The organism is Streptococcus oralis, from assembly GCF_023109195.1.
Taxonomy (GTDB): domain Bacteria; phylum Bacillota; class Bacilli; order Lactobacillales; family Streptococcaceae; genus Streptococcus; species Streptococcus oralis_BV.
Map to the genome: position 1 here is coordinate 764,735 of NZ_JALDUB010000001.1, position 26,322 is coordinate 791,056.

Genomic DNA, 26,322 nt, shown 5'->3' on the forward strand with positions numbered 1-26,322 from the left:
CTTTCGTTTTAATAGTTCTATTATACCTTTATTCAGGAAAATTTACTAGAAACTTGAACCAGAGTCCTCTTCTCTACGCTTTCATTCTAAGCAGCACTTTTACGATTTTCCTTGCGTATATTGCGAATAAGGAAAAGCATGATCAGGACAAAAAGTCCCTCGAGGAAGTAGAACGTAAATTCGCTGTTCATGATTAGTAAGTCTTTGTAATGATAGTTATTACCGAAAACTGAATTTGGTGCAAATAGGATTCGGAACAGTCTTCTTAGGAAAATAAAGATCTGCAATCCATAAATCATAAAGACCTTCTTCACACCAATCATGAAGCCTTGTTCCTTTGTAAAATAAGATAAGGCAATTCCATTTAACAAGAGGATAACAGTTATAGCCAGTGTTTCATTTCGTAGAATAGTTGGATCAAAGATATCTAAACGGCTGTGAATATATGGCAACGTTTGAAAGAGTAGGATTCCCAAGATTGCTGGTATGAAAATTTTCTTCAGAGATGGTGGAAATCCAGGACTAAATCGTGTAAAAGACAAGCAAATCACAAGGATTACAAAAATATGGAAGTACATCATTGCAACTCCGGAAATGATCTGGCTTCGATTTACCAAAGCAGATAAGAAGCCAGCAGAAAGAAAGATACCGACAGGAATCAGCTTATCCAAAGAATAATCCCACTTCAGCCCCTGACTCACTTGGAAACCATCGATGAAGCTGAAAAATGTAATGAACATAAGGGCACCAATGAGACCAAACGGTAAGGATGGAATGACGAGGGTTAATAACAAGATTAGCAGGAACCATGGATGAGGACTGTAGTAGAATTTTCGTTTTTCTCCCCTAGCAGTCACTCCTTCCTCAATCGGTGTTTTCCTTAATTTTAGCATATAGACGTAAAAGAGAGAAAACATACCAGCATGAACCCATGAATTATAACCAGGTCTCTCTAGAATACTAAGTAGCAAACATACAATCGTAAAGAGACCAGAGAAAAGCTGAAGAAACTTATTTTTAAAGACTTGTCTTTTTTTCCAATCCAAATAAGAGAGCTTGGCCTTTGGATGACTAAGTTCATAAGCATAAACTGTCATCTCTTCTAGTTTCTGGTCTGTCTCCTCCGTCATCATTTGGGGAGCCATTTTAGAAGTAGGAAAAGGAGCTAAAACATATCTTAGGAGATCGCCATCTGTAAATCGATGGTACTCCTTATAGATCTGTTGAAGTAAAATCGTTAGAATGCGTGGTCTTCCTTTAAAGTAGCTTCTCCACTTCTCCCAATCATTGATATCTTCATCGCTATTAGTAAGCTTATCCACATAAAGATAACCTTCATTGTACCAGTAATCAAAATTTTCTTTTTTATCTAGTGCATACTCCTCTACCACTGAAGGATAGTAATGGATACTCTTCCAGAAATGGAGTTTTTTCAGGTAAGGATTTGATTCCTCATCACTGTAACGCTCCACAAATTGGAGAACGAGGGCTAACACTTTCGCATTGGTTAAAGGATAGACGTCCACCTTTTCTAACAAATCAAGTAGGAGCGTGTGATCTTTGACTGATTCAAAAAGGTATTGCCAATCACGTAACAGTTTATACTCATCTTCATACTGAGCATGGAGCAACTCATAGAAGGCTGCCTCAACTTCATCTGGATTATCTAGAAAGTAGTGACTAAAGTCAACGTTTTCTCCCAGCTCCCCTTTTACTTCGTCTAAGTAATCAGCCAAGTCATTCAAGAGTGGATAATCCTCTTCAAATATGACTTGTCGGTTTTTTTCAAGAATATAGGTTAAAACGGGCACACTCTTGATTATCTGACGATTTTGATTTACTTGATCTAAGACCATAAAGCTCAGATAGGGGTGCTTGAAAAACTCTATCCAAGAGCTCAATTGATTTGCTTGGTTAGAATCTTGAAGAATTTCTTGGCAAAGTTGATAAGAATAATAGAATTCTTCAGTGGCTTCATGTGCGCTTTCAAGCGAACTGCCTTCCTCTTCTGCTATAGCTCTTTTAACTTTCCAATACTTCAGCTTATAGTAATAGCCCCAGTACTTAAAGTCAGGTATATAATCTTCCAGCAAGGGGATGAGGATAGAGAATTGCTCCGGTTTGTTAAAAATATAAACATCCATTTCCTCTAAAACGGATTGAACAATGTCCATATCATACTGATACTGATGAAAGAACTGACGCCATAGATGCTCTTGTTCCTCTTGGTTATACCCGTCGTTTCCAACAATACTTTCAATCGCATTTTGGATCAGATAGGTTCCTTCATTATAACCACTAAAGTCAAGAGTAGACCTTGTTGTTCCTTCTTGCCCTTGGTTCTCTTCGTCACCAAACGTTTCAAAGTTGAGGGTATTCGTAGCTCTTTCTTCAGAATCTCCATTTAGCTGAACTTCCTCATCATAGTCACTAAAGTCAAGGGTGGACTTTTGCTTATCCTCTTCTGCTTTAAAGGTTTCAAAGTTAAAGGAATCGCTGAATTTATCAGTCGATTGCTGATAATCACTGAAATCAAGACTAGATCTTTCAGACTCTTCGTTCTCAGTATTCGTTTCTTCAGTCAAGTTTTCAAAGTGGAGACTAGAGTTAGGCTTTTCATTCGCCTCTTCTTCAAGTTCAGCAGCTTCTTGAGAGTCACTCGCTTTTCTTAGACTATTTTCTGGTTTTGTATTTCTAGATCTCACATAAGTCAAGGCTTTTTGATAAGCTTCAACAATTTCTTGGTAAATTTCTGGTTGGTCTTCTGGGTGATAGAGCCGAACCAGTTCAGCATAACGCCTTCTAATAAGCTTGACGTCAGTCGTTGGCTCTATCCCTAAAGTTTCCCATATATTCATAAGGTCTCCTCTTTTACAGTCCTCGCTCTAGGAAGTCTAAATAGTTTGAAAATGATTGATAAAGTTTTGGCAAATGATACACAGATGCTTGACTGACCTCTTCTTCAAATCGTCTAGTTTCAACCATTAGCTCATCTCTTCTTCTCCCCAAGAGCATACTGTACACGCGATTCGCTTTTTCAATCAAGAAACGATAAACCTCTGTTTCTTGAGCATTAATCTTATAGCGAGTCAACTCTGCTTGCTTAGCCTTGATTTCCTTTTCTGTCAGAGTAACACTATCTTGGAGAATAACATTGCTAAAGACTTCCTGTGTTGAATCAATTTTCACTTCGACATCCAAAATCCCATTTAAATCATAGGTAAAACGAACTGTGAAACTTTCATTTTCTCTAGTATTAACAGGGACGGGAACTTCTAATTCTCCTAGAAACAGGTTTTGTGATGCCTTCATCATCTCACCTTGATAGACCTTTATCTTGACTTGGCTCTGTCCCAATTCAGCCGTGTAGTACTGCTCAATGCGTGAAGCAGGTAGGGTAGAATTTCGCTCAATAATCGGTGAAAAACGGTCTCCAACTATCTCAATCCCCAGTGTAAAAGGACAAATATCAGACAGCAACAAATCTCGAATCTCACCCTGGCGTTCTTTGATTCCTGCTAGAAGGGCACAACCTCTCGCAATCATCCGATCAGGATCATCCGAAACCTGCACCACTTGATTGATACAGTAGGATAAAAAGTCCTGAACCAAGCGGAGTTTCGAAGTCCCCCCAACAAGAACAAAGTTATCTGATGATACATAGCTATAGCGTGCATCCATCAAGGCACGGTCCAAAACGGCCTTAACACGGGCTAGCAGAGGTTGACAAAGCTCATAAAAACGCTGGTAGCTCAAGTCTAAAGTGTATTCCTGTTCTTGGTCCAGAACTGTCATCTTCACTTCTTCTTTCTCATTGAGTTCTAGTTTAGTCTTTTCAGCCTGTACCAGAATTTTGCCATAAAATTCACGGGAAATCGTATCCTTGGTTAATTTATTGGAGACTAAAAATTCCTCAGCAATAGCCGCAGTGAAGTCTTCTCCTCCCAAACGATTGTCCCCTGCAATCGACACGATTTCGACGATATTATCAAAAAGCTCCACAACTGAGATATCTAGCGTACCCCCACCAAAATCGACTACAATAAAAGATTGATCTTCTTGGTTTACCATAGATCTTTTAGCAAGAGCCGCTGCGGAAGGTTCATTGATAATCCGATCAATCTGAACACCTGCAAATTTCCCTGCTAGTTTGGTCGCATAGCGTTGAGCATCATTGAAATAGGCTGGTACACTGACAATCACTTCCTCGACCTTTTCTCCAAGATAGGTCTCTGCATCGTCTACCAACTTTCGAATGATAAAAGAGCTCAATTCTTCAGCCTTATATGCTCGATTTCCTAGCGTCAATTCATGCTTGGTCCCCATAAAACGCTTGAACTGAGAAACGGTCTTGTCTGGGTGAGTCACCAAGCGTTCCTTGGCAATTTTTCCAACTATAATCTCATCATTGTCATCTAAAGCCACAACAGATGGCGTCAAATATTCACCAAAAGCATTGGGAATCAGCTTGACCTGGCCATCCTGGTATACCCCTACTAAAGAATTAGTCGTTCCTAAATCAATACCTACTATCATTTTCTTGTAACTCCAAATCTTTTTTAGATATTCCTATTATACAGGAAATATCCTATTTTCTTTGAAAAAATCTGTCATTTACTCTTTAAAATCGAAAATCGTTTAAGGAAAATAAAAAAGTTTCACCCTACTCTTGCGGTAAAAACCACGAGAGTAAGAATGAAACAGTTTGTCATTATTTACCAAGTTTTGCTTTAGCTGCATCTGCAAGTGCTGTGAAAGCTGCTGCATCGTTAACAGCCAAGTCAGCAAGCATTTTACGGTTAACTTCGATTTCAGCCAATTTCAAACCATGCATCAATTGTGAGTATGAAAGTCCGTTCAAACGAGCTGCCGCATTGATACGAGTGATCCACAATTTACGGAAGTCACGTTTTTTCTGACGACGGTCACGGTATGCATAGTAGTAAGAGTTCATTACTTGTTCTTTTGCAGTACGGAACAAGATGTGTTTAGCTCCATAGTAACCTTTTGCTAATTTAAGAATACGTTTACGACGTTTGCGTGATACAACGCCACCTTTAACACGTGCCATGTTTTATTTCCTCCAAATATTTCCTAGAATTGTTTACTTACTGTTAGGCTATTATTTCAAGCGAGTAAGCATTGCTTTAATACGTTTGAAATCTCCTGAATGCACCATAGATGCTTTACGAAGATGACGACGTTGTTTCTTAGTTTTTCCGTGGAAACGGTGAGAAGTGTAAGCACGGAAACGTTTAAGTCCACCAGAACCTGTACGTTTGAAACGTTTAGCTGATGCGCGGTGTGTTTTTTGTTTTGGCATGATTTTTTCTCCTTTATTTAACTTTCTGACAATTATTTTTTGTCAGTTGCTGGCGCCAACTGCATGAACATTTGGCGTCCATCCATCTTAGCTCGTTGTTCGATGATCGCAATATCTTGTGTTGCTTCAGCAAACTCGGCTAAAACTTTTGCACCAATCTCTTTATGGGTGATCATACGCCCTTTAAAGCGAATGGATACCTTAACTTTATTTCCTTTTTCAAGGAACTTGCGTGCATTGCGAAGTTTTGTGTCAAAGTCACCCTTGTCAATCGTTGGACTCAGACGAACTTCTTTCACAGTAACAACACTTTGTTTTTTACGTTGTTCTTTTTGCTTTTTCTGATACTCAAATTTGAACTTACCGTAGTCCATAATTTTTGCAACAGGTGGTTTTGCTTGGGGTTGAATCAATACTAAGTCAACATTTGCACTATCAGCCAATGCTTGCGCTTCGCTGAGTGGCTTGATGCCTAGCTGTTCTCCCTCAAGACCGATCAAGCGAACTTCACGTACACGAATTTCATCATTGATGAATAAGTCTTGCTTTGCTATGGTTTTCACCTCTTTTTTATTATTAGAGAAAAACAATAGCGGACTCGTAATAATACAAGCCCGCACGTTATGATAGCGTTTCTTAGAAACTTTTCATCCGTAGGGCCAGGCAACTTGATGTCACAAGGCGAGAAGCTCTCACTTCTGCTTTTCTCAACTTTTATATGATACCAAGTTTTCTATTCCTTGTCAAGATAAAAAGTCAATTTTTCGAAAAGTTTGTCTATTTTATCGAACCGTTTCAATTCTCCAACTATTCCACCCTGTAAAGCGGATAGCCCCTTGCTGGTCAGTTCGGTAGATCTTACTCTTGATACTTTCCAGTCGTGTCAAGGTTTCCTGATGGGGGAGTTTCGCACGATTGCTCTTTCCGACTGAAATGAGAGTAATTTCTGGTTTGATTTTTTCTAGGAAAGCTGGATTTGATGAGGTTTTAGCACCATGTTGGCCTGCTTTCAGGACATCCACCTCTAAGCCAGGGTATTGCTTTAGAAGATCCTTCTCTCCCTTCTCTTTCAAATTTCCTATGAAGAGAAAGTGCTTATCCAAAAGTTTTCCATAAAGAACCAGAGAATCATCACGATTCCCATCTCCAATCTTCCTTGGAGATAGGACTTCTAAGAAACTGCCAAAAATCGGGAAATTCTCCCCAGCTACCACACTACGTACCTTGTTTTGACTTGCTTCTAGTTCCGCTACAAATTCCTTCTGTGTCAGACTTCCTTTTGATACTAAAATCTCCCCAACATGGAAAGCCTTGGTCACCTCCAGTAAATCACCAACATGTTCCTTGTCTGTATTGGTCAAAATCAGCTGGTCAATCTTATCTACTCCTCGACTTTTAAGATAGGGAATCAAGGTACGCTGGGCAGTGCTGGTCGTCGACTTTTCTTGCCAAGCCTCGATTTTCTTATCAGATTCTGCCTTACCACCTACATCTATGAGAATAGTTTTCCCAGTCACATCCCGTAGGAAAATACTTTCACCTTGCCCCACATCCAGCATGGTGATTTCATTACCCAGCGGATGTTTGGTTAGGAAAAAGAGACCTATAATCAATAAGCTGACTCCAGCTACTCTTTTGATATTTTTCCTAAAATCATACAGTATTGCCAAGGAAATTAACAGTAGAATTAACAGCCATGCGTTGGGTTGACCAAAGACCAGAGGCCTGCTTGCCAGCTGCGATACCAATCGAATGATATTCTCCAACCACTCAAAGACAAAGTTAAACTGAGTGACTGGGTAAATAAAGGACAGAATAAATAAGATGGACAAAAGTGGCAAAAAGACCACATCAAACAGAAAGGAAAAGACAAAGGTCAAAATGATAGACCAAGGCTGAAATTCTGCAAAATAGAAGGATAGAATAGGCAATATTCCCAAGGAAATGACTAGACTTTCTCTAGCAACTGCCTTGATCCCATCGCCTTCTTTGCTAGTCATGGTCAAGATAAAAGCATAAGCGCAGGACAAGACTCCTCCTGCAGTTAGGAAAAAGTTTGGCATAATGATAAAAAGGACAAGGACCGTCAAGGCAAAATTATCCAAACCCTTAATACCATGTTGGGCCAGTAACTTTTGCAAGAGACTGCGAATGACCGATGCTGAAAATCCTGTCAGACCTGCATAGATAAGAGAAAAGGGATAAGTTAGCCACTTCAACTTTTCTTGGGTCAAGCCCAATCGCAAGAGGAGTTTCTTAAAAGCATCCATAAAGAAGCCCACCTGCATACCCGACAAGGCAAAGAGATGGATAATTCCAAGACTGGAATAAAGCTCATTCATCTCCTCAAAGTCCGTGTCCAAATGTCCTAAAAGAAGACCTGTCATATAATTGCGCATAGGATCTGGAAAGTACGTCTTGATCCAAACTACAGCCTTTCGACGTAAACTAGACAGATTTTCTCCTATATCCCAACTGTTAACCTTTTTAAGCGACTGGATGTTCTTGATAGTCAGTGTCTGGTAAATCCCTTGAGTCTTTAGATAGGCTTGGTAGTCAAATCCACCAAAATTTCTCTGTCCTTCAGGTTCAGAGACTTTCCCTTCTAGCTCTATCTCGTGAAGGTCTGTTAAGGCTTGAAAGTACTCTTTCTCCTCCTCGGACTGGAGTTTATAGTAAACTTGGAAAGTGCTGCCGTCAGCCTTGCCCCGAAAGGACAGACTGTCTCCATTGACTTTGATGGTATCTGGTAAAATCCGTACCCTCTCAACAGAATCCACTATGTTCTGACTAGCTTGTGTCTGTTGCCAATTTTGAAACAAAAACCAAATTCCAAAAACTCCACAAATCGCTAGAACTTTACCAGCCGATTTCCAAGGAAATTGGAAAAAGAGGCAGATCAGCAAAAAAACAAAACCTAGCAGAGCGAGATAGGACACTCCAAAAATGGCATAGTAAAGCCAGAGCAACAGAAAGCTCAGATAGATTAGAGGAATAGGGAAATTCTTAATCCACTGTGACATAATCTTTTAGCTTTTCTATGGTCTTAGCGCCTATACCAGAGACTTTCTTTAATTCATCTACCGACTTGAATTTGCCATTTGCCTCACGATGGTCGATAATATCCTGCGCTCGTTTTCCTCCCAAGCCTTTGACCTGCTTGAGTTCTTCCAGACTAGCTTTATTGAGGTTGACCTTCTTATCTTTACTTGTCGAAGGAGTCGTTCCAGAACCAGTCTGCTGGCTAGCTGCTTCTTCTCCCTTAGTTGGAACATAGACAAGAGCCTCGTCACTGACTTTCTGAGCGAGATTGAGCGATTTACTATCTGCTTCCTCTGTCAATCCACCTGCCTTCTGAACGGCATCATGAACCCGACTCCCTACTGGCAAATCATAAATCCCTGGCGATTTAACAGCCCCCTTAACATCTACTGTGATTAGATCTTGTTCAGGAGATTCTTCCTTTTCTTCCTTCTTGATTTCCTTTTCAGATGATGAATCCTTTGAAACAGCTGCAACTTCAGCCTGCAAGTTTGTTTCTTTCACAGATGTTTGTGAAGTTGGCTTTAGTAGGAAAAATCCGCCCAAGGCCAAACCTAAACCAGCACAGATGACAATGATTTTATACTCTTTAATTTTCTCGATAATTGCTTCCATATTTTCTCCTCTCTTAAGTTATTCGCAAGAGAAAGAAAAAACAGCTGAAAAATCTTTTCACCTGCTTATTTATTTGCAAAATAGTCTTCCTTGGTCAAGACATAATGAACTCTTGTGATAATTCGACCTGGTTCTTTATTATCCATTCTGGCATAGGGTTCTTCGTGGGAAAAACGCATACCTGATTTCTCCATGACCTTGCCAGATGCGGGATTGTCTTTGTCATGAAGAGCGGTCAACTTGTTCATTCCAATCTTCTCAAAAGCCAGTTCAATCACGGCACGATTGGCTTCTGTCGTCAATCCTTGATTCCAATACTTTTTATTGATAATGTATCCAATAGCTGCTTTTTTGAGAATGGGATCAATCTTGTGCAAGTCAATAGTTCCGATAAACTGACCAGTGCTTTTTAGTTCGATTCCCCAACGGCCCAAGGGATTAGCCAAGTAAAGCTGAGCAATGTTATTCTTAGTTTCTTCTAAGCTTTGATTTGTTGGAAAAGTATAGCGTGTATTTTCTCTGTCTGAAGCATACTCAAACATAGCTTCTGCATCGTCCAAGGTTACAGGTCGGAGCAATAAACGCTCCGTTTCTATAGATGGATACTGGGCAAATTTCACAAATATTGATTCCATACTTTTTCTCCATTAGAGCTTGATTCTCACTAGTCTAGCATAAATAAATTTGGATGACAAGTTTTTCTTGATTTTTGAAGCGGTTTCATATACAATAAAACCATCACATTTTTGATCTATGAACTTAAATGTGACAACTAAAACAAGACCGTCAATTGAAAGGTAGGTTATCTCTATGTTAATCGGAATTCCAAAAGAAATTAAAAATAATGAAAACCGTGTTGCCCTCACTCCTGCTGGCGTCCACAGTTTAGTCAGTCGTGGACATCGTGTCCTCATTGAAACAAATGCTGGTCTCGGTTCAGGATTTACTGATGCAGACTATCAAAAGCAAGGAGCTGTGATTGTCGCTACTGCTGCTGAAGCCTGGGCTGCCGAGTTGGTCGTGAAAGTAAAAGAACCACTAGCTTCTGAATATGGTTATTTGCGCGACGATCTTCTTCTCTTCACCTACTTGCACATGGCCGCTGCTCCAGAATTAGCAGATGCTATGCTAGCAGCAAAAACAACAGGAGTTGCCTATGAAACTGTTCGTGATAATCAAGGACAACTACCACTCCTCGTTCCTATGAGTGAGGTTGCTGGTCGTATGGCTGTTCAAATCGGAGCCCACTTCCTTACTAAGCAAGCTGGTGGTTCTGGTGTCCTACTAGGTGGTGTACCAGGCGTTCCAAAAGGAAAAGTAACTATCATCGGTGGTGGTGTCGTCGGTACACATGCTGCCCGCATTGCCCTTGGTCTTGGTGCTCAAGTGACTATTTTAGATATCAGCGCTAAGCGTCTCTCGGTTCTAGAAGAAGTCTTTGGAAACCAAATTCAAACTCTTATGTCTAATTCATTCAACATCGAAGCAAGTGTGAGAGATGCTGATGTGGTGATTGGTGCAGTTCTCATCCCTGGTGCCAAAGCACCGAAATTGGTGACAGATGAGATGGTCAAACAAATGCGTCCAGGCTCTGTCATCGTTGACGTTGCCGTTGACCAAGGTGGCGTTATCGAGACAGCTGACCGTGTGACAACGCACGATGAACCTGTCTATGAAAAACATGGTGTTCTCCACTATGCCGTTGCCAATATCCCTGGTGCGGTCGCCCGTACTTCTACTATCGCCCTAACCAATGTCACTCTTCCTTATATCGAAGCATTGGCTGACAAAGGATTCGCACAAGCAATTGCTGAAGATGAGGGCTTGCGTCAAGGTGTTACCACTTATCAAGGTTACTTGACCAGCCTCCCAGTTGCTCAAGGGCTCGATAAAGAGCACACGTCTATCGACGAACTTGTTTAACAACAATCAGTCATTAAATCAGAAAAAGAGCAGTTCAAATCTGAACTGCTTTTTTGCTATTCTGTTTCTTGGTTCTTTTCTTCAACCTTAACTGGAGCTGGTTCATAAGCTCGGATAATCTGAGCGACAACTGGATGACGAACCACATCCTTGGCTGAAAAATGAACAAAGTCGATTTGGTGAATATTCTTGAGCTTTTCTTGGGCATCAATCAAACCGGACTTAACATTGCGTGGTAGGTCAATCTGGCTGATATCTCCATTGACAATCATCTTCGAATTAAAGCCTAAACGAGTCAGGAACATCTTCATCTGCATGATGGTCGTATTTTGTGCCTCATCGAGAATGACAAAAGCATCGTCCAAGGTCCGCCCACGCATGTAGGCAAGGGGCGCGATTTCGATAATTTCACGCTCCATGAGACGGGTCGTTTGGTCTTTGCCGAGAATCTGATACAAGGCATCGTAAACTGGTCGAAGATAAGGATCCACCTTCTCCTTGAGATCACCTGGAAGAAATCCTAGACTCTCACCTGCTTCCACTGCTGGACGAGTAAGAATAATCCGCTTGACCTGCCCACGTTTAAGGGCTGTCACTGCCAAGGTCACTGCAAGAAAGGTCTTCCCAGTCCCTGCAGGTCCGATTCCAAAGGTCACATCATGCTGTTTGACACTGTCCACATAAAGTTTTTGACCCAAGGTTTTGACACGGATAGGCTTCCCAGTATTATCCTTGATGATTTCTTCTTCGTAAAGGGCGACAAACTTGTCGATTTCATCGTTTTTGACCATGCTAATCGCAGTCACCACATCTGGTGTGCCAACCGTCATGCCCCGATTCACCAAGACCATCAAAGCCTGAATAACCTGACGGGCTTCCTCACAGGCAGACTCTTCTCCGATAACCTGCACAATCTCCGTACGAGCATGAATCACCACATCGAGCTCTTCTTCCATCAAACGAAGATGGCGCTCATTGGAACCAAAAAGATGGAACAAGTCATCTGGATGACTCAGTTGAATGTCTATTGAATGTTCCTTCAAATAAAGAACCTCTCTAATCCGTTTATTTCTTTTTATTATAGCAAAGAGAACAATAAAATACTAGCCTCATCTCATTGTCTCTAGTGTTCTAAGTATTCTTGCCAGATGGCGTCAAAGTCTCCTAGGTTAAAAGAGAAGCTGGCATGCTCCTCCAAAAAGCGACTCACCTCATCAAAATCATCCGTGTGTTTTGGGAAGGCTGACTCCTCAAAAGCGAGGTCTGCCAAGATGGCTTTGGGGCTATTACTTTTAGGATTGCGCTCAGTCATGAGCCAAGTGTAAAATGATTTTCTCAATTCTTTCTCCTATCAAGAGTTTTTTGATGACACTTTTCTGATTCTTGAAAATTACTGGACTTAGCCTCTGAAACGTAGTGGTTTATAAAATCCGTTTTCGCATCTGTATAGGCGTCTCGATTGTGTTCAAATTGTTTCCACAAACTTAGTTTTAATTCCTGATACGCTTGGGCAATATCTGGATGCTGGCAGAGATAATCTCTAAAATAAATCTCGTCATGATCTCCCGTCATTCGCAAATGTAGATGAAAAACGTTCTCAGCAAATCCCTGCTCTGTATATCCTTTATTTAGCGAAATCCTGTTAGGACTCTCCGACATCACTAGCCAACCATTCTTCACCAATAAATCCCTGACTCTTGCTAAATCCTCTATTCTACCTACTTCTAGCAGAATATCAACGATATTTTTGGCCCAAATATTAGGGATAGCAGTGCTACCGATATGTTCTATTCTTTTAATAACATTTGCACCCAATATTTTTTTCAGACTTGTTTTTTCCGATTCATACCAGTCTTTCCACTCTGACTTATGCTCTACTAGAAAAATAGGAAAAAGTTGACAGAGTTCCTCTAAACTCATTTCTTCAAGTTTCTTTATCATGTCTATAAGGTTTAAATCAACTCTGTCCCAAACTGATCTTGCTTGATTTTACCAGCCTTCATCAAGCCACCGAGTGCTTTCTTGAACTGACCTTTAGAAATGCCAAAGGTTGCCTTGATGTCTTCAGGAGATGACTTATCATTTAAGGTCATGAAACCGCCATTGCTTTCCAAGTAGGTCAAAATCATCTGGGCATCATTTTCCAACATTTCAAAGGAACGTGGTTTAAGGGATAGATTCAAGGTGCGGTCCACCTCACGGAAACCAATAACACGCGCATCTAGCACTTGTCCCAAACGTGGCTCTGCGTAGCGCTCACTTGGGTGAATGAAACCAAGCATGTTATTCTCTGGCAAGTAAACAAAGGTTCCTGACAACTTGAGACGATATACAATGGCTGGCCAGTTTTGATTCTGCATATTATTGTAGGCAGGACGAGCCAAACGTTGGAAGTCTTCCTGATACGCTAAAAGTCCCCAGATGCGGTCTTTCTTGTCCACTTCAAGACGGATGTAAAGTTTATCACCCTTCTTAGGCCAGAGTTCTTTGAGCTCAGGGAGGATATCGAGTGACACAACGATTTCCTTATCAGGTAGACCAGTATCGACAAAGACACCCAAGTCCTTACGAACTTCCGTTACCGTTCCCCAGCCAAATTGGTCCTGAGTTGCAGTCACTTCTAGAGTGGTCAAGCGGAGTTTTTGCTTCATATCTGTATAGGCAAAACCTTTGACCGTATCCCCTACTGTATGTTGACCTTCTTCCTTAGAAAGTGCATAGGTTTGACCATCCTTTTGCACAAAGTAAAAACGGTCATTTTCATCGATGATAAGTCCAACGATAAAACTTGCAAGATTTGTATTCATATTTCCTTCTTTCGAATAAAACTCAGCCAGCAATGCCAACTGAGTTTTTCTGTTTATTTTTAGACTTCCAAGATTTCTTTTTCTTTATTGGCAGTCATGTCGTCGATGTGTTTCACAGCATCGTCTGTTACTTTTTGAATATCTTTTTCAAGAGTCTTCAATTCGTCTTCAGTGATTTCTTTTGCTTTTTCTTGTTTTTTAGCCTCATCCATAGCATCACGGCGGATATTGCGGACAGCCACTTTAGCATTCTCACCGACCTTCTTCACTTCTTTAGCAAGGTCACGACGAGTCTCTTCTGTAAGAGCAGGGATAACCAAGCGGATCACAGAGCCGTCATTAGCTGGTGTAATTCCAAGATCAGAAGCGTTCAAGGCACGTTCGATGTCCTTCAATGAAGACTTGTCAAATGGTGTTACCAACAAGACACGCGCTTCTGGAATGGTAATTGAAGCGATTTGGTTAAGAGGAGTTTCGACTCCATAGTATTCTACGTGGATACGGTCTAGTAAGCTTGCGTTGGCACGACCGGCGCGGATACCACCAAATTCACGAGCAAGTGATTGGTGAGACTGGGTCATTCTCTCTTTAGCTTTTTCTACAATTGCATTAGCCATAATTTTCTTATTCCTTTTCTTCGATATTGTTTGAAACTGTTGTTCCGATATTTTCACCAAATACAACACGTTTGATGTTGCCTGGTTGGTTCATGTTAAAGACAACCAAGTCAATGTCGTTGTCCATAGAGAGGGTTGAAGCAGTTGAGTCCATGATACGAAGACCTTTGTTGATAACGTCACGGTGGGTCAATTCTTCAAACTTAACAGCTGTCTTGTCTTTCTTAGGATCGGCATTGTAAACACCATCTACACCATTTTTAGCCATCAGAATGGCATCTGCTTCGATTTCAGCTGCACGAAGGGCTGCTGTTGTATCTGTTGAGAAGTAAGGTGAACCAATTCCAGCACCAAAGATAACGATACGGCCTTTTTCAAGGTGGCGAAGGGCACGTCCACGTACGTAAGGTTCTGCCACTTGTTGCATAGCAATGGCAGTTTGCACACGCGTATCGACACCAACTTGCTGCAATGAATCTGCCATCACAAGAGCATTCATCACGGTCCCAAGCATTCCAGTGTAATCTGCCTGAACACGGTCCATTCCTGCTTCTGCAGCAGGTTCACCACGCCAGAGATTTCCTCCACCAATAACAAGGGCAATTTCGATACCTAAGCTATGAACTTCTTGAATCTCTTTTGCGATTGTTTGAACTGTTTGGATATCAATCCCTACGCCACGTTCACCGGCAAGGGCTTCACCTGATAACTTGATTAAAATACGTTTATACTTGGGGTTCGCCATTTTTACTCTCCTTTTTTTATCCTACCTATTTTATCACAATTTCTAAGATTTTTATAGTATCATGAGCAATTCTTTCAAAAAAATTAGACAGTTAAAAATTCCTCTAAGTCGGCAAGGGCACGCTCTGCAATTTTTTCATAACGAGCTTTTTTATCACGGATACGCTCGCCTTCCAATTCCTTGATAATCCCAAAATTGACATTCATTGGTTGGAAATGTTTGCTGTCCGCATGAGTGATGTAATGAGCTAGACTTCCGATCGCTGTGGTCTCTGGGAAGATAGCTTCACTTTCACCCTTGAAGAGTCGAGCCGCGTTAATACCTGCAACCAAGCCTGAGGCTGCTGACTCAACATAGCCTTCCACACCCGTCATCTGACCAGCAAAGAAGAGGTTAGGCTGTTTCTTAGAACGGTAAGTCTGCTCAAGAAGATTTGGTGAATCCATGTAAGAATTGCGGTGCATAACCCCATAACGAACAAACTCAGCATTTTCAAGACCAGGAATCATTTGGAAGACACGCTTTTGTTCTCCCCATTTGAGGTGGGTTTGGAAACCGACGATATTGTAGAGACTACCAGCCGCATTATCCTGACGAAGTTGGACAACCGCATACGGTGTTTTGAACTCCCCGTCACGAGGGCCTGTGTAGTCGTCTGGATACTCCAGACCGACTGGCTTCATCGGACCATAAAGCATGGTTTTAATGCCACGCTTGGCCATGACTTCGATAGGCATACATCCTTCAAAGTACTTTTCTTTTTCAAACGAATTCAGCGGTGCTTCTTCAGCATTGACCAAGGCTTCATGAAAATCCATAAACTCTTGCTTGGTCATAGGGGCATTGAGGTAGGCTGCTTCTCCCTTGTCATAACGAGACTTGAGATAGACCTTGCTCATATCGATGGTATTGACATCGATAATCGGCGCCGCCGCATCGTAGAAATAGAAACCATCACCGTCATTAAGGGCATGAATCTTTTCAGCTAGGGCATCGCTGGTTAAAGGACCAGTAGCGACAACTGTAATAACATCAGTCGGCAATTCTGTAATTTCATCACGAACCACTTCAATCAAGGGGTGATTAGCCACTTTTTCAGTCACCATTTGAGAGAAACCATCACGGTCCACCGCAAGGGCTCCACCAGCAGGAACACGTGTAGCTTCAGCAGATTCCAAGATAACAGAACCCAAGCGACGCATTTCTTCCTTGAGAAGCCCAACTGCATTGGTCAAAGCATCCCCACGTAAGGAATTGGAACAAACCAATTCAGCAAAATTGTCTGTTTTGTGCTGAGGTGTTGACTTGACCCCACGCATTTCATAAAGTTTAACTGGAATACCGCGTTCTGCGATTTGGTAGGCTGCTTCAGAACCTGCCAAACCAGCACCGATAACATTGATATAAGATTGAGACACGACACTAATACCTCTTTGGGTGGAACCTAAGTTCATATCAAAACAAGCTACTAGACTGTTTGACACCCACAAATCTTTCTAATTTTTCTTCTACTAGTATAACAAAAAAAGGGAAGATGGCAAACTTCCCTGTTTAGTCATTTTCTTGATTTTCTTCCCATTCGTGGTAGGCAGCGTAGAGTTGGCTTTTATTCCACTGGTAGAGTTTCGCAACTTCCTTAATGGCTTGATTTTTCTTCATGCCTTGCTGGATACGAGATTGGATTTCTGAAAACAAGTCCTCCTCGTCCTTTTCCTCCACATCCTGACTTGCGCCTTTAACGATGAGAAGGCATTCACCCTTGAGTGGCGTTTCAGCAATACTTTCTAGTAGCTCTGAAATCTTTCCTCGTTGGTATTCTTCATAGATTTTGGTCAATTCCCTGACCAAGACTACCGAGCGGTCACCGTAGACTTCTAGCATATTTTCCAATGTATCTGATACACGGTGGGGCGATTCGTAGAAAATCTGAGTTTCTGGGTAATCTTTTTTTAAGTCGAAAAATTGCTTTTGCTGGCCTGATTTTCTCGGTAAGAAACCGTAAAAGATATGTGGTTGTGGAGCTAGGCCACTGGCAATCAAGGCAGAAATTCCTGCACTAGCACCTGGAACTGTCACTACTGCAATTTCTTCCTCAATAGCTGCCTTAACCAAATCATGACCAGGGTCCGAGATACTAGGCAGACCCGCATCGGAGACCTGAGCGATACTTTGGCCTGCTTTCAAGAAACCAATCAAATCAGGAATTTTTTCCTTGGCATTGTGCTCGTGAAAACTAATCTGCTTGGTGGAAATGTCAAAATGCTTGAGCAAAAGTCCTGTATTGCGCGTGTCCTCAGCTGCAATCCAGTCCACTTCTTTCAAGGTCTGGATGGCACGAAAGGTCATGTCATCTAGATTGCCAATCGGTGTTGCCACTAGATAAAGCTTGCCATAGGGAGACTGCCCCTTAAAACTTTTTTGAATCTGCATGCCTACTCCCTGTACAACAACTCGTCACAGAACATACATTCCTCGTCCTGCTCTCGGCGTTGTCCATAAAAATCATTACATACGTGAAAACCGTCCTTATAGATTCGACGGACGCTTTCACGAACATGCTTGGCCTTGACGGGAGTATCTGCTTCCACCTCGCCCAAGCGTTCGCGCAACTTACTATTTTCCAAGCGAAGAGCTGTATTTTCCTCTACCAGACTCTTGAGATTTTTCTTGATGGCTTCCACATCGGCCAAGGTCACCAGTAATTGTTGGGAAAAATCATCCAGCGCGTCAAATAATTCTTTTTTGTCCATAAACCAGCCCTTTCCTTTCTATATCCTTCATTGAGTTTATATTTCTTTCAAGACCAGATATTCCATGGCATTTTGAAAGCTGACATTAGCCTGCCACATTTTTCTAGCTTCTAGTAAATCTTGTAGAATCTGTCGAATCCTTGCTTGCAAGAGATCCTGCCCACAGAGGACTTCGAGGATTCGCAAGACCTGATCTTGTTTTTCCTTGTCATCTACCAAGCTGGCTAATTTCGCAACTTGCAAATAACTCTCTTTTTTCTTGGCTAATAACCAGGTCAGCAGGCGTTCGCTCTCATCCACCAAGGTCCAAAAACTAGCCTGATTGACCAACTTTTCAGCTTCAGCACGTGATTGACAAAACTGGGCTAAGAGAGTTGCTTTTTTCTTGACCAGACCTGCTTGTTCTAATTGATGGATGAGCTTTTCTTCTTGCTTTTTAAAATGGAAAATCTGGGTCCGACTACGGATTGTTGGCAAGATTTTTTCCTCATCGCTGGTCAAGAAGAAAATGTAAACTTCACTCTGGGGTTCTTCGATGACCTTGAGCAGAGAATTAGCCGCGTTAGGATGCATTTTCTCCGCCTGCTCAATAATAAAGACCTGCTGCTGACTTTCAATCCCTGCTTGAGAAAACTGACCCACCAATTCCCGAATGCGTTCTGTCTTGATGACCTGATTGACTGGCTTAATCAAGGTAACATCGGGGAATTCTTCCTGTTCAATCAGCTTACAGTTTCGGCATTTCTCACATGGTAGAACGCCTACTTTATCCGTACAAAAGAGGCTCTTAGCCAAAAACTGCGCCATTTCCAAGCTTCCAAAGAAACCTGAAAAGAGATAGGCGTGATTGAGCTGGTCTTGTTCTAGGATACGGACAAAGCGGTCAAACTGGTCTGGCTGCCAAGCCTTTAGTTGATCTTGTTTCATTTAGCCAAGCCCATTCTGTCAAATAAGACAGCCTTGGTTGTTTCCACAACTTGCTCCAAAGGAAGACTCGCATCAATCTTGACCATGCGATTTCCTTCTTTTTCCAGAAGAGAAAGGTAACCTTGACGAACTTTCTTGTGCAAGTCCAAGCCTTCCAAGTCCAAACGATTGACCTCGCGATCACTATTGGCAGCAATGCGAGCCAGTCCTTCTTCCACCTCAATGTCAAAATAGAGGGTCAAATCGGGTTTAAGGCCATCTGTCGCAAAGTGATTGAGCCAATCAATAGAATCAATATCCAAGCCACGGCCAAATCCCTGATAAGCAACAGAACTATCAATGAAGCGGTCCATAATGACCAACTTGCCATCTTCAAGTGCTGGAAGAACTTTTTCTACCAAATGCTGTCTGCGACTGGCGATATAGAGAAGAAGCTCTGTTTTAGGATCCATCTGCGTATGACTTGGATCCAAAATCACTTCCCTAATCTTCTCCCCGATCAAGACTCCGCCAGGTTCACGGGTCGTCAACACTTCTACTCCTTTTTCCTCTAAAATTGGGAGTAGAGTCTCTAAAACACTGGTCTTTCCTGCTCCCTCTGGTCCCTCAAAAGAGACTAAAAATCCTTTTGACATGTCTAACTCATTTCTTTTTTACTATCTTCTATTCTATCAAAAAAATAGATTTTTGTGACAATCTTTTTGCGTCTTCTCCATTCAATCGACCATAAAAGAGGCTGGGAGTCACCCAACCTCTTATTTACCTAATTCTTGTGTTCGTTTGTAGGCTTGCTGAACTGCGTCCATGACGGTACCTCTAAAGGCATGTTCTTCCAGACTTGCTACACCAGCGATAGTCGAACCACCTGGACTGCAAACTTGGTCTTTCAAGACCGCAGGATGTTGCTGACTTTCCAGAACCATTTGTCCAGCTCCAACTACTGTTTGGGCTGCCATTTTCAAAGCCCTTTCTCGTGGCAATCCTGACTGAACACCTGCATCTGCCAAAGCCTCTATAAAGAGGTAGACAAAGGCTGGCCCACAACCTGCAAGACCTGTCGCCGCATCAATTAAGTCATCCCCAAGCTCAACCAATAGACCCGCATTGGATAAAAGCTGACAAAAGAGTTCACCGTCCTCAGCAAGACAGTTTGCTGACATGGCATAACTAATCACCCCTTGACCGATAGCCACTGGAGTATTGGGCATGATGCGAATGATACGATGTTGACTTGGGATAAGACTAGCTAGTTTTTCCAAAGTCAATCCAGCTGCCATGGAAATCAAAAGAAGACTCTCTCTTTTTTCAAGGATGGTCTGATATTGAGCAAGCAGTTCAGAAAACTGCGCAGGCTTTACTCCTAGAAAAATCACATCTGCTTCTGCGAAGATTTCTTCATTGCTGGAAGCCTGACCGCCGAAGTTGGCAATGAAAGCATCTACTTTCGCTTGACTACGATTGGCAAGGAGAATCTGAGCACCCGCCTTACCCTGCAAAACAGCCTTAGCCAAGCTACCTCCCATATTTCCCAAACCGATAAATCCAATCTTCATCTCTTACTCCCTTATCTGTCCGTCACCAGTAACCACATACTTGTAGCTGGTCAACTCTTTCAAGCCCATAGGCCCACGCGCATGCAGTTTCTGAGTAGAAATCCCCATCTCACATCCAAGACCAAATTGCCCACCATCAGTGAAACGCGTTGAGGCATTGACATACACCGCTGCAGAGTCCACTTGATTTGTAAAGTAGGCTGCAGTTGCAGCATTTTCTGTCACAATGGCATCCGAATGATGGGTACTGTGAGCTTCAATATGCTCAACTGCTTCTTCTAAACTGCTCACAACCTTAACCGCTAGGATATAATCTAAAAACTCGGTGTCAAAGTCTTGTGCCTCAGCTAATCGACCTGAAAGAAACTGACTTGCTTTCTCATCCAAGCGGAATTGAATTGGTTCCAGTCCAGCTTCTTTTCGATCTGCAACTAGCACTTTCTCCAAGCGAGGAAGGAAATCCGCTGCCTTGTCTTCATGAACCAGTAAAACTTCCATAGCATTGCAGACAGAAGGACGACTGGTTTTAGCATTGTTGATGATGGCTAGAGCCTTGTCTTCATCTGCATCCTTATCCACATAGACATGGACAATCCCAGTTCCTGTCTCAATAACAGGCACGATAGCATTTTCAACCACAGCATTGATCAAACCAGCGCCTCCACGGGGTATGAGAAGGTCTAGATAACCCTTGGCCTTCATCATGGCATAGCTACTTTCACGGCTAGTATCTTCTACCAGTTGAATCACCTCTGGATGAATGGTAGTCGTCTCCAAGCCCTTCTTTAAAGCTGTGACAATAGCATGGGCAGTTTGATAGGCGTCCTTACCACTACGAAGAACGACCGCATTGCCACTCTTGACAGCCAAAGCAGCCGCATCAGACGTCACATTTGGTCGACTTTCATAGATAATACCAATAACCCCCATAGCCACACGTTTTTTGGTGATAACCAAGCCATTTTCAAGATGACTTGTCTCTAGGACTTCACCGATAGGATCTGGTAAAGCAACCACTTCACGAATCCCTCTTGCCATCGCTTCTATACGTCCCTCATCCAAATAAAGACGGTCTAGCATGACATCTGAGATTTTCCCCTTGGCTGCTTCCATATCCAGAGCATTAGCCGCTAATATCTCCTCAGTAGCCGCCAATAAATGATCAGCCATGGCTAGCAAGGCTTGGTTTTTCACTGCTTCGCTGGCAGTATTGATTGATTTCTTAACAGCCTGTACCTGTTCGAATTGTTCTTGTGTACTTACCATCGTTCACCTCTAAAATTCTGTAAAGAGCAGCTGGATTTCAGGAGTGATGGAAATCCAGTCATCACGGTGAATCAAGACTCCCTTAGCTTTTTGAGAACGGAGCATATCTTCTAGGGCTGAGACGCCAAATTGGACACGTCCCTTTCCAAGAGATTGACCTGTTTCTTTATCAGCCACTGTTACAATATCGTGGTAAGAGAAGCTTCCTTCCACTTCTACAACGCCTGATAAAAGGAGACTTTTCCCGTTTTTTGAAAGTGCCTCTGCAGCTCCACCATCTACCCAAATCGTTCCCTGACTTTGAGCATAGAAGGCCAGCCATTGTTTCTGGGTACGAAGTCCCTTCTCTTGCGCAACAAAGAAGGAACCATCCTTGGTCTCCTCCGCTGCCTCAATCAAGGCATCTGATTTCATGGAGGAGCAAATATAGACTGGCACACCTGATTCCGTCGCAATAGTTGCAGCTTTGATTTTTGTCAGCATGCCCCCAGTTCCGTTTGATGAACCTGCTCCACCAGCCATATCAATAATCTCACGATTGATAGTCTCGATTTTCTCAAGACGTTTGGCTGTTGGATCTGAGTTGGGATTTCCAGTATAGAGACCGTCCACATCAGTCAAGAGAACCAAAAGATCCGCTTGAACCATCGCCGCTACCTGGGCACTCAGAGTGTCATTATCACCCACCTTGAGTTCGTCAATAACGACACTGTCATTCTCGTTGATGATGGGGATTGCACCACGATGAAGCAACACAGACAAGGCCTGATGGGCATTCTTATAACGACGTTTATCTACAAAATCATCCTGGGTCAGCAAGATTTGTGCAGAAACGATTTGACGCATGAGGAGGTTGGTTGTGTACTCTTCTAGCAGCAATCCTTGTCCTACTGCAGCCGAAGCTTGTTTATCTGCAATCTTAGTAGGACGCTTTTTAAAACCCAAAGCTCCAAATCCAGCGGCAACTGCTCCAGATGACACTAAAATCAACTCATGTCCAGCCTCATGCAGCATAGCCAATTGCTGGGTAATTGCCTTTACTTTACTCCTTGATAAACTCCCGTCTTCATTTGTTAAGGAGGAAGTCCCTACCTTAAAGACGATTCGTTTGTACTTCATATTCTAACTCCGATTCTTCATATTTATCCATTATAACATGAATACTTTAAAATAGAAAAGACTTGAAATGAAAAAGGTTGAGACAAGGCATCTCAACTCTTTTATCTATTCTCATTTTTTCGCAATCTTTCCAGAGTTTCTTTAAAAATCTCTGGAATATCTGCTGTGAACTCCAAGGTTTCACCTGTTCTCGGATGGGTAAATCCTAGAGTTTTAGCATGGAGAAACTGTCCATGTCCTTTCAAAGTCTTACGAGGACCATAGACCTCATCCCCAGCAACTGGATGGCCAATATAAGCCATGTGAACACGGATTTGATGGGTACGTCCTGTCTCTAGTTGCAACTCTAACAAACTATAGTCTCCAAAGCGTTCCAAGACTTGAAAACGAGTCACAGCTGGCTTACCTTTGGCAGTCACTGCCTGTTTCTTACGGTCTTTTTCACTACGACCAATCGGCGCTTCAATCACACCACGATCATTGGGAAGATTGCCATGAACAATCGCCCAGTATTTGCGGAGAGACTTCTTGTCCTTAAGTTCTTGAGCAAGTGCTAGATGCGCCTCATCATTCTTAGCAATCATGAGGAGACCCGACGTGTCCTTGTCAATGCGGTGAACGATACCCGGCCGGAGAACACCATTGATACCTGACAAGTCCTTGATATGGTACATGAGGGCATTGACCAAGGTTCCGCTAGTATGACCAGCACTCGGATGCACCACCATCCCCTGAGGTTTGTTAACAACGGCTACATCCTCATCTTGGTAAATGATATCTAGCGGAATATCTTCAGCCACATACTCTAAAACCTCCGGTTCTGGCACATGGTAGGTGACGATATCCCCCTCTTGGACAGTGTATTTTGCTTTCTTGACTAGCCCATTAACCAAAACTTGTCCAGCCTTGATTTGTTCATTCGCGAGACTGCGTGACAATTCTGTCAGATCTGACAAAGCCTTGTCTAGACGTTGCCCACCAGTTTCAATTTTTATTTCCATTTACTTCCTCTTTAAGCATTGCAATCAATAAAACAATCACACCAACTGTCAAATAGCTGTCAGCAACATTGAAAATCGCAAAGTTGATAAAGTCTAGGTGAAACATATCCACCACAAAACCTTGACTCATTCTGTCGATAAAGTTACCCAGACCTCCCGCGATTATCAAAGTCAGTCCAAAAACTAACCAGAGAGAATCCTCCATGTGTTTATGTAGATACCAAATGGCTCCTACCATGACGACCAATGTAATGACAGCAAATAACCACTGCTGATCTTGCAGCATGGAGAAGGCTGCTCCTCTATTTTGCAGGTAGGTCAAGCTAACGAGATTGGGTATCCACGAACGCACTTCACCCAGTGGAATCTGCTGGACAACATAATTTTTGACCAACTGATCCAGCCCAATCAAAAGCAGTACAATGACTGCTACTATTCCTCTTTTTTTCATGATTTCCTCTTTTGATCAAAATATTCTTGCATGACTTCTACGAAAAGAGTCCCAGCTTGGCTAAGCTCCACTTCTTCCCGTTTGACATAGACCATGCGATTATCTAGATTATCCTTGAGACGAATGACTGTGATTCCATTGACACTGTCACTATCTAAAAATCCTGAACCTGTCGCATAGGCATCCGTTCGCTCCAAAATACCATTCAAAGTAGCACGGTCGGTCACATTAAACATCTGGGAGCTCGCGCTGGTGTCGACAAAGTTCTCTGAATAGTAAAGGTACTCATCCTTTTCCTGGGTGAAACGAACCGTTGGTAAATCAGCTAAGTCCTCCATGACCAATTCCTCTTTCTGTGCTAAAGGATGCCCTTCACGAAGATAAATGTGAGTCTGGAAAGGAATTAGTTCAATAACTTCTAAACCGAGCTTTTCAACCCGTTGCATGATGCCCTTTTTATTTTGGTTGTTGAGGTAGATAATCCCAATCTCACTGTGTCCTTGGGCTACTTCGTCTAATATTTGAACGGTAGTAGACTCAAAAATACGGAAGTTCTTATAATCAGGATAACGCTCTGAAAAGGCCGTAATCGTTGGTGGCAAGAAGTCATAGTGCTGGCTGGCAATGGAAAATTCATCCTTTTCTTCCTCAGGATTGGCATACTGATTTTGAAAAACATCAAATCCCTTGACCAATTCCTGCGCTTTCTCGTAAAATTCCATACCACGACGGGTCAAGAAAGTCCCCGAACTCGTCCGACGAAAAATCTTAAAGCCCAGCTCTTTTTCCAAATCACGTACAGAAATAGACAGACTTGGCTGACTAACATACATCTTTTCAGCAGCTTCTCGGAAAGTACCACTATTGGCAATAGCAACAACATAGCGTAATTGTTGAATGTTCATCTTTTACCCCCAACTTCTCTATCTGTTCATTATACCATATTTCAGAATTTTTCCAAAAAGGAAAAGATATACATCACAAACCCAGGGCTAACTACTCTCTATTAAATTAAATATAGATATCAAAACAAAAAAATAGGCTCTCCGAAAACTCGGAAAGCCTTATTCTATGCTACTTCTAGCTTCCTCGCCTTAAAATATCAAGGCTCGGGATAAAAAGGTTCACTGGACCTTTTTATTTTGCGATTGGGTAAACAGAAACTTGTTTCTTATCGCGACCTTTACGTTCAAAGCGTACTACGCCTTCAACTTTAGCGAACAAAGTATCGTCCCCACCACGTCCAACGTTTACACCTGGGTAGATGTGTGTACCACGTTGACGGTAAAGGATTGATCCACCTGTTACAGTTTGTCCGTCAGCTGCTTTAGCTCCAAGACGTTTTGCTTGTGAATCGCGTCCGTTTGATGTAGAACCTCCACCTTTTTTGTGGGCGAAAAGTTGCAAGTTGTTAAGAGTCATTTTTAACATAATGTTTTCCTCCGTGTTAGTTTTCTGTGATAACTCTGGTTTGGACGAACTCAGAAGAGTTCTCCGATAAGTTTGCCATACCTAAGAAAAATGATTCGAAGAATAACTGGGTCATTTCTCTCTGGTGTGAAGGAAGATCCGCTGGTATTTCAACCTTTAGATAGCCACCTTCATCTTCGTTTAATTCTAAGATTGGTTCATAGCCTGCAAATTTCTCAATGGAATTGACAAAGTTAATGGCAAGCGTAGAAACTGATGCACACACGACATCTAAGCCGTATTCGCCACTTTCGGCGTGTCCAGTAATTTCCGCACTCCTCAGCTCGCCATCTTCGGCTCTCTCAAAGACTGCTTGTATCATGTGTTCTCCTTAAAATTAAGCGTTGATCGCGTTGATGACAACTTTTGTATATGGTTGACGGTGACCTTGTTTACGGTGACTACCTTTTTTAGGTTTGTACTTGTAAGTAACAACTTTCTTTTGTTTTCCTTGTTTTTCAACAGTTCCAACTACAGTAGCTCCAGCAACAAGTGGAGTTCCGACAACAGTGTTTTCACCACCAACAAGAACAACTTCGTTAAAAGTAACTTCTTGACCAGCTTCAACGTTCAATTTTTCAACGTAGATTGCTTGACCAACTTCAACTTTAACTTGTTTTCCGCCAGTTTTGATAATTGCGTATGTGCTCATTATGCACCTCCTATGATTTTTAGGGTTTCCCCGTGTTTTTGTGAAGACTCGCCTAGCATCG

29 protein-coding genes, 1 pseudogene and 2 other annotated features (1 of these 32 running past the window's edge) are annotated in these 26,322 nt (G+C 42.2%); of the genes and pseudogenes, 2 read left to right on the forward strand and 28 right to left on the reverse strand.

The window, feature by feature from the left end:
* Window positions 1–86: 86 nt before the first annotated feature.
* The 8 genes from M1F65_RS03705 to M1F65_RS03740 form a co-directional block, all read right to left on the reverse strand.
* Window positions 87–2,858: a J domain-containing protein gene (locus M1F65_RS03705; protein ID WP_247925502.1), complete on the reverse strand. Its 2,772-nt coding sequence runs from the start codon at window positions 2,856–2,858 to the stop codon at window positions 87–89.
* A 13-nt stretch (window positions 2,859–2,871) separates the two neighbouring features.
* A complete protein-coding gene (locus M1F65_RS03710) occupies window positions 2,872–4,536 on the reverse strand; it encodes a molecular chaperone HscC (RefSeq protein ID WP_049549982.1) in 1,665 nt (554 codons plus the stop codon).
* A 175-nt stretch (window positions 4,537–4,711) separates the two neighbouring features.
* A complete protein-coding gene (gene rplT / locus M1F65_RS03715; protein WP_000124830.1) occupies window positions 4,712–5,071 on the reverse strand; it encodes a 50S ribosomal protein L20 in 360 nt (119 codons plus the stop codon).
* Between the two features lie 51 nt (window positions 5,072–5,122).
* A complete protein-coding gene (rpmI, locus tag M1F65_RS03720; RefSeq protein WP_001125942.1) occupies window positions 5,123–5,323 on the reverse strand; it encodes a 50S ribosomal protein L35 in 201 nt (66 codons plus the stop codon).
* A 32-nt stretch (window positions 5,324–5,355) separates the two neighbouring features.
* On the reverse strand, window positions 5,356–5,886 hold the full coding sequence (gene infC / locus M1F65_RS03725; RefSeq protein WP_000848184.1) for a translation initiation factor IF-3: 531 nt from the start codon (window positions 5,884–5,886) through the stop codon (window positions 5,356–5,358).
* A gap of 15 nt (window positions 5,887–5,901) precedes the next feature.
* Window positions 5,902–6,033, reverse strand: a sequence feature (ribosomal protein L20 leader region).
* A 72-nt stretch (window positions 6,034–6,105) separates the two neighbouring features.
* Window positions 6,106–8,346, reverse strand: coding sequence for a DNA internalization-related competence protein ComEC/Rec2 (locus M1F65_RS03730; RefSeq protein ID WP_247925503.1), 2,241 nt, complete (start codon window positions 8,344–8,346; stop codon window positions 6,106–6,108).
* On the reverse strand, window positions 8,330–8,980 hold the full coding sequence (locus M1F65_RS03735; RefSeq protein ID WP_084880597.1) for a helix-hairpin-helix domain-containing protein: 651 nt from the start codon (window positions 8,978–8,980) through the stop codon (window positions 8,330–8,332). Before M1F65_RS03735 ends, M1F65_RS03730 begins: the two co-directional genes overlap by 17 nt.
* 65 nt (window positions 8,981–9,045) lie before the next feature.
* Window positions 9,046–9,615: a GNAT family N-acetyltransferase gene (locus M1F65_RS03740; RefSeq protein WP_247925504.1), complete on the reverse strand. Its 570-nt coding sequence runs from the start codon at window positions 9,613–9,615 to the stop codon at window positions 9,046–9,048.
* Window positions 9,616–9,790: 175 nt separating this feature from the next.
* Here M1F65_RS03740 and ald point away from each other — a divergent pair, with 175 nt between their 5' ends.
* Complete coding sequence (ald, locus tag M1F65_RS03745) at window positions 9,791–10,903, forward strand: alanine dehydrogenase (protein WP_247925505.1); 1,113 nt, start codon at window positions 9,791–9,793, stop codon at window positions 10,901–10,903.
* Between the two features lie 56 nt (window positions 10,904–10,959).
* Here the strand turns inward: ald and M1F65_RS03750 are convergent, their stop codons facing one another.
* From M1F65_RS03750 to M1F65_RS03830, 17 genes are all read right to left on the reverse strand, one after another.
* A complete protein-coding gene (locus M1F65_RS03750) occupies window positions 10,960–11,946 on the reverse strand; it encodes a PhoH family protein (RefSeq protein ID WP_000658168.1) in 987 nt (328 codons plus the stop codon).
* Window positions 11,947–12,026: 80 nt separating this feature from the next.
* Entirely contained in the window at window positions 12,027–12,242 is a 216-nt protein-coding gene (locus M1F65_RS03755; protein ID WP_001232084.1) for a YozE family protein, read from the reverse strand.
* On the reverse strand, window positions 12,239–12,844 hold the full coding sequence (locus tag M1F65_RS03760) for a GrpB family protein (RefSeq protein ID WP_247925506.1): 606 nt from the start codon (window positions 12,842–12,844) through the stop codon (window positions 12,239–12,241). The genes M1F65_RS03755 and M1F65_RS03760 overlap by 4 nt, the downstream gene beginning before the upstream one ends.
* Before the next feature lie 11 nt (window positions 12,845–12,855).
* Window positions 12,856–13,710, reverse strand: a complete 855-nt coding sequence (gene cvfB / locus M1F65_RS03765; RefSeq protein WP_042902396.1) for an RNA-binding virulence regulatory protein CvfB — start codon at window positions 13,708–13,710, stop codon at window positions 12,856–12,858.
* Between the two features lie 59 nt (window positions 13,711–13,769).
* The gene (frr, locus tag M1F65_RS03770) at window positions 13,770–14,327 is read right to left on the reverse strand and encodes a ribosome recycling factor (protein ID WP_001262235.1); all 558 of its coding nucleotides are present in this window, start codon (window positions 14,325–14,327) and stop codon (window positions 13,770–13,772) included.
* Between the two features lie 7 nt (window positions 14,328–14,334).
* Entirely contained in the window at window positions 14,335–15,072 is a 738-nt protein-coding gene (gene pyrH, locus M1F65_RS03775; RefSeq protein ID WP_000002996.1) for a UMP kinase, read from the reverse strand.
* Between the two features lie 83 nt (window positions 15,073–15,155).
* Entirely contained in the window at window positions 15,156–16,490 is a 1,335-nt protein-coding gene (gene trmFO, locus M1F65_RS03780) for a methylenetetrahydrofolate--tRNA-(uracil(54)-C(5))-methyltransferase (FADH(2)-oxidizing) TrmFO (protein WP_042902397.1), read from the reverse strand.
* Between the two features lie 133 nt (window positions 16,491–16,623).
* On the reverse strand, window positions 16,624–17,502 hold the full coding sequence (gene rsmI, locus M1F65_RS03785; RefSeq protein ID WP_001166866.1) for a 16S rRNA (cytidine(1402)-2'-O)-methyltransferase: 879 nt from the start codon (window positions 17,500–17,502) through the stop codon (window positions 16,624–16,626).
* A gap of 2 nt (window positions 17,503–17,504) precedes the next feature.
* A complete protein-coding gene (gene yabA / locus M1F65_RS03790) occupies window positions 17,505–17,822 on the reverse strand; it encodes a DNA replication initiation control protein YabA (protein ID WP_000358229.1) in 318 nt (105 codons plus the stop codon).
* Between the two features lie 36 nt (window positions 17,823–17,858).
* Complete coding sequence (locus tag M1F65_RS03795) at window positions 17,859–18,749, reverse strand: DNA polymerase III subunit delta' (RefSeq protein ID WP_042902398.1); 891 nt, start codon at window positions 18,747–18,749, stop codon at window positions 17,859–17,861.
* The gene (tmk, locus tag M1F65_RS03800; RefSeq protein ID WP_042902399.1) at window positions 18,746–19,384 is read right to left on the reverse strand and encodes a dTMP kinase; all 639 of its coding nucleotides are present in this window, start codon (window positions 19,382–19,384) and stop codon (window positions 18,746–18,748) included. The genes M1F65_RS03795 and tmk overlap by 4 nt, the downstream gene beginning before the upstream one ends.
* Window positions 19,385–19,504: 120 nt before the next feature.
* Window positions 19,505–20,302, reverse strand: a complete 798-nt coding sequence (gene proC / locus M1F65_RS03805) for a pyrroline-5-carboxylate reductase (RefSeq protein ID WP_042902400.1) — start codon at window positions 20,300–20,302, stop codon at window positions 19,505–19,507.
* A 3-nt stretch (window positions 20,303–20,305) separates the two neighbouring features.
* Window positions 20,306–21,568, reverse strand: a complete 1,263-nt coding sequence (locus M1F65_RS03810; RefSeq protein ID WP_042902401.1) for a glutamate-5-semialdehyde dehydrogenase — start codon at window positions 21,566–21,568, stop codon at window positions 20,306–20,308.
* Window positions 21,569–21,577: 9 nt separating this feature from the next.
* Window positions 21,578–22,687 (reverse strand): glutamate 5-kinase, encoded by a 1,110-nt coding sequence (proB, locus tag M1F65_RS03815; protein ID WP_042902402.1) that lies wholly within the window; start codon window positions 22,685–22,687, stop codon window positions 21,578–21,580.
* A gap of 101 nt (window positions 22,688–22,788) precedes the next feature.
* The gene (locus M1F65_RS03820; protein ID WP_247925507.1) at window positions 22,789–23,688 is read right to left on the reverse strand and encodes an RluA family pseudouridine synthase; all 900 of its coding nucleotides are present in this window, start codon (window positions 23,686–23,688) and stop codon (window positions 22,789–22,791) included.
* The gene (gene lspA, locus M1F65_RS03825; protein ID WP_000745683.1) at window positions 23,672–24,139 is read right to left on the reverse strand and encodes a signal peptidase II; all 468 of its coding nucleotides are present in this window, start codon (window positions 24,137–24,139) and stop codon (window positions 23,672–23,674) included. The genes M1F65_RS03820 and lspA overlap by 17 nt, the downstream gene beginning before the upstream one ends.
* Window positions 24,136–25,044, reverse strand: a complete 909-nt coding sequence (locus M1F65_RS03830) for a LysR family transcriptional regulator (RefSeq protein ID WP_001025717.1) — start codon at window positions 25,042–25,044, stop codon at window positions 24,136–24,138. Before M1F65_RS03830 ends, lspA begins: the two co-directional genes overlap by 4 nt.
* Here M1F65_RS03830 and M1F65_RS03835 point away from each other — a divergent pair.
* Window positions 25,037–25,111 (forward strand): annotated as a pseudogene (locus M1F65_RS03835) (AraC family transcriptional regulator); the annotation flags it as partial. The gene M1F65_RS03830 and the pseudogene M1F65_RS03835 sit on opposite strands and share 8 nt — an antisense overlap.
* Window positions 25,112–25,276: 165 nt before the next feature.
* Here M1F65_RS03835 and rpmA read toward each other — a convergent pair.
* Genes rpmA through rplU form a run of 3 tightly spaced genes read right to left on the reverse strand, consistent with a single transcriptional unit; the run spans window position 25,277 to window position 26,261 of the window.
* Complete coding sequence (gene rpmA / locus M1F65_RS03840; protein ID WP_000916509.1) at window positions 25,277–25,570, reverse strand: 50S ribosomal protein L27; 294 nt, start codon at window positions 25,568–25,570, stop codon at window positions 25,277–25,279.
* A gap of 16 nt (window positions 25,571–25,586) precedes the next feature.
* Window positions 25,587–25,931, reverse strand: a complete 345-nt coding sequence (locus tag M1F65_RS03845) for a ribosomal-processing cysteine protease Prp (RefSeq protein ID WP_000613705.1) — start codon at window positions 25,929–25,931, stop codon at window positions 25,587–25,589.
* A 15-nt stretch (window positions 25,932–25,946) separates the two neighbouring features.
* The gene (gene rplU, locus M1F65_RS03850) at window positions 25,947–26,261 is read right to left on the reverse strand and encodes a 50S ribosomal protein L21 (protein ID WP_000109137.1); all 315 of its coding nucleotides are present in this window, start codon (window positions 26,259–26,261) and stop codon (window positions 25,947–25,949) included.
* Window positions 26,262–26,295: 34 nt separating this feature from the next.
* Window positions 26,296–26,322 (reverse strand) — a sequence feature (ribosomal protein L21 leader region); it runs 61 nt beyond the window's last position.

Excerpts from the sequence above, each read along its gene's own strand:
- M1F65_RS03705 (WP_247925502.1), bottom strand. The coding sequence starts at position 2,858 with ATGAATATATGGGAAACTTTAGGGATAGAGCCAACGACTGACGTCAAG.
- M1F65_RS03710 (WP_049549982.1), bottom strand. The coding sequence starts at position 4,536 with ATGATAGTAGGTATTGATTTAGGAACGACTAATTCTTTAGTAGGGGTA.
- rplT (WP_000124830.1), bottom strand. The coding sequence starts at position 5,071 with ATGGCACGTGTTAAAGGTGGCGTTGTATCACGCAAACGTCGTAAACGT.
- rpmI (WP_001125942.1), bottom strand. The coding sequence starts at position 5,323 with ATGCCAAAACAAAAAACACACCGCGCATCAGCTAAACGTTTCAAACGT.
- M1F65_RS03730 (WP_247925503.1), bottom strand. The coding sequence starts at position 8,346 with ATGTCACAGTGGATTAAGAATTTCCCTATTCCTCTAATCTATCTGAGC.
- M1F65_RS03735 (WP_084880597.1), bottom strand. The coding sequence starts at position 8,980 with ATGGAAGCAATTATCGAGAAAATTAAAGAGTATAAAATCATTGTCATC.
- M1F65_RS03740 (WP_247925504.1), bottom strand. The coding sequence starts at position 9,615 with ATGGAATCAATATTTGTGAAATTTGCCCAGTATCCATCTATAGAAACG.
- ald (WP_247925505.1), top strand. The coding sequence starts at position 9,791 with ATGTTAATCGGAATTCCAAAAGAAATTAAAAATAATGAAAACCGTGTT.
- M1F65_RS03760 (WP_247925506.1), bottom strand. The coding sequence starts at position 12,844 with ATGATAAAGAAACTTGAAGAAATGAGTTTAGAGGAACTCTGTCAACTT.
- cvfB (WP_042902396.1), bottom strand. The coding sequence starts at position 13,710 with ATGAATACAAATCTTGCAAGTTTTATCGTTGGACTTATCATCGATGAA.
- frr (WP_001262235.1), bottom strand. The coding sequence starts at position 14,327 with ATGGCTAATGCAATTGTAGAAAAAGCTAAAGAGAGAATGACCCAGTCT.
- pyrH (WP_000002996.1), bottom strand. The coding sequence starts at position 15,072 with ATGGCGAACCCCAAGTATAAACGTATTTTAATCAAGTTATCAGGTGAA.
- rsmI (WP_001166866.1), bottom strand. The coding sequence starts at position 17,502 with ATGCAGATTCAAAAAAGTTTTAAGGGGCAGTCTCCCTATGGCAAGCTT.
- yabA (WP_000358229.1), bottom strand. The coding sequence starts at position 17,822 with ATGGACAAAAAAGAATTATTTGACGCGCTGGATGATTTTTCCCAACAA.
- M1F65_RS03795 (WP_042902398.1), bottom strand. The coding sequence starts at position 18,749 with ATGAAACAAGATCAACTAAAGGCTTGGCAGCCAGACCAGTTTGACCGC.
- tmk (WP_042902399.1), bottom strand. The coding sequence starts at position 19,384 with ATGTCAAAAGGATTTTTAGTCTCTTTTGAGGGACCAGAGGGAGCAGGA.
- proC (WP_042902400.1), bottom strand. The coding sequence starts at position 20,302 with ATGAAGATTGGATTTATCGGTTTGGGAAATATGGGAGGTAGCTTGGCT.
- M1F65_RS03810 (WP_042902401.1), bottom strand. The coding sequence starts at position 21,568 with ATGGTAAGTACACAAGAACAATTCGAACAGGTACAGGCTGTTAAGAAA.
- proB (WP_042902402.1), bottom strand. The coding sequence starts at position 22,687 with ATGAAGTACAAACGAATCGTCTTTAAGGTAGGGACTTCCTCCTTAACA.
- M1F65_RS03820 (WP_247925507.1), bottom strand. The coding sequence starts at position 23,688 with ATGGAAATAAAAATTGAAACTGGTGGGCAACGTCTAGACAAGGCTTTG.
- lspA (WP_000745683.1), bottom strand. The coding sequence starts at position 24,139 with ATGAAAAAAAGAGGAATAGTAGCAGTCATTGTACTGCTTTTGATTGGG.
- M1F65_RS03830 (WP_001025717.1), bottom strand. The coding sequence starts at position 25,044 with ATGAACATTCAACAATTACGCTATGTTGTTGCTATTGCCAATAGTGGT.
- rpmA (WP_000916509.1), bottom strand. The coding sequence starts at position 25,570 with ATGTTAAAAATGACTCTTAACAACTTGCAACTTTTCGCCCACAAAAAA.
- M1F65_RS03845 (WP_000613705.1), bottom strand. The coding sequence starts at position 25,931 with ATGATACAAGCAGTCTTTGAGAGAGCCGAAGATGGCGAGCTGAGGAGT.
- rplU (WP_000109137.1), bottom strand. The coding sequence starts at position 26,261 with ATGAGCACATACGCAATTATCAAAACTGGCGGAAAACAAGTTAAAGTT.